This window comes from Actinoalloteichus spitiensis RMV-1378, from assembly GCF_000239155.1.
In the GTDB taxonomy this organism is placed as follows: Bacteria; Actinomycetota; Actinomycetes; order Mycobacteriales; family Pseudonocardiaceae; genus Actinoalloteichus_B; species Actinoalloteichus_B spitiensis.
In genome coordinates, this window is record NZ_AGVX02000580.1 from 1 (window position 1) to 1,732 (window position 1,732).

A 1,732-nucleotide genomic window follows, 5' to 3' on the forward strand; every position below is an offset into this window, starting at 1 on the left:
CCTCCCGTTCCGGAGCGGCGGCCCCGCGCACTCGGTGTGCTCCCCGCCCACCGCTGGCCCGGTCCCGGGACACGGCCGGCCCCTCCGGTCCTCGCTCGTCTCCGTCGTTCCCTCCCCGTTCCCGTGGCGGTGGTAGGCCCCGGGCTGCCGTCTCCGAACGCCGAGGACGTTTCCCATGCCAGCGAAAGCGGTTGAATCCTTGACAGCTCGGGTGGCCGGTGCGATCACGCAGAGTGGGGTGGCTAGCCTGAGAACCGTGTCTATGCCGGCTCGTCGTCGCTTCGCCGCGGCTCTGTCCATCGGCGTGGGTGCCGTTCTGCTGGCCCCACTCGGACTGGTGACAGGCACCGCGGCGGCATCCCCGTCGTGGCAACCCGCGGCTGTCACCCAGGACCAGAACGGGGCCGAGTGCCCGGTGCGGGAGAGCCCACCCGCCGCGCCGAGTGACACCGAGGGCCTCGCCGAGGGGGAGAGCGCTCCCCCACCGCTGCCCGTCCCCGACGAACCGGTCGGCGGCGAACGGCTGGGCGAGTGCGGCGAGGTGCTGCCCGAGGGCGCTCCCCCGGCCCCCGCCGACGTGACGGCGGCGTCCTGGGTGGTCGCCGACCTGGGCTCTGGCGAGGTGCTGGCGGCCCGGGACCCGCACGGCCGGCACCGGCCCGCGGCCACGATGAAGATCCTCACCGCGTTGGTCGCGCTCCGGGACCTGGGCATGGAGGACATCGTCGTCGGGACTCCCGAGGACGTGGCGCAGGGCGGCGCGGCGATGGGCATCGCCGCCAACACCGAGTACACCACCCGGCAGGTCGTCAACGGCCTGGTGATGGCCTCCGGCAACGACGCGGCCAACGCGCTGGCCCGCCAGCTCGGCGGGATCCCCGCCACTCTGGACCGGATGAACGCGGTCGCCGAGGAGCTGGGCGCCCTGGACACCCGGGCCACCACCCCCTCCGGCCTGGAGGCCCCCGGCATCAGCACGTCCGCCTACGACGTGACGCTGTTCCTGCGCGAGGCCCTGGACAACGAGGACTACCTGAGCGCCTTCAGCAGCCCCGAGCTGCCGCTGCCGGGCGGGTCGCTCGGGCCGCTGGTCAACGACAGCGATCTGCTGGCGAACTACCCGGGAGCGCTGGGCGGCCGGGACAGCTTCACCGACGACGCCCGCTACACCTTCGCGGGGGCGGCCGAACGCGACGGCCGGCGCCTCGGCGTGGTGCTGCTGCGAGGCGAACCGGTCACCCCGATGTGGCAGCAGGCCGCGTCGCTCCTCGACTACGGTTTCGCCCTCCCGGCGGACGCGGCGGTGGGCACGCTGAACACGTCGGCGCCCGAACCCGAGGCGGCGCCTGACGCCTCCGAGGGCGGCGCCTCGTCCGCCGGCGACGAGGGCGCTGAGCCGGTCACCGCCCAGGACCAGCCCAGGCTGGCCGACCGGGCCGGGGACACCTCGATGTTCGGCAGCTTCGGGCTTCCCCTGACCATCCTCGCCGGCGTCGTGGTGCTGTTCTTCACCGTGCTGACGTTGCGGGACCGCGCGGCGCGCCGGAAGGCCGCCGCCCGCCGGGCCGCCCAGCAGCGGGAGGAGGCCGCGAAGGCCACCGAGGACTGGCTGTGGCCGCCACCGAACCAGAACCCCCCGCAGCAGGGCTGATCCCGCCCACCCCGGTGCCGGCCTCGCGGCCGGACCGCGACCGCCGGCAGGGCACCGCTCGTCCTCGGAGACCTCAACCTC

Annotated in this window: 1 protein-coding gene; it reads left to right on the forward strand. The window is 74.8% G+C overall.

Translation table 11 applies throughout. From position 1 onward, the window contains the following. The first annotated feature begins 262 nt into the window (after nucleotides 1–262). Nucleotides 263–1,651 (forward strand): D-alanyl-D-alanine carboxypeptidase family protein, encoded by a 1,389-nt coding sequence (locus ACTIDRAF_RS30500; protein WP_083886572.1) that lies wholly within the window; start codon nucleotides 263–265, stop codon nucleotides 1,649–1,651. Nucleotides 1,652–1,732 lie beyond the last annotated feature (81 nt).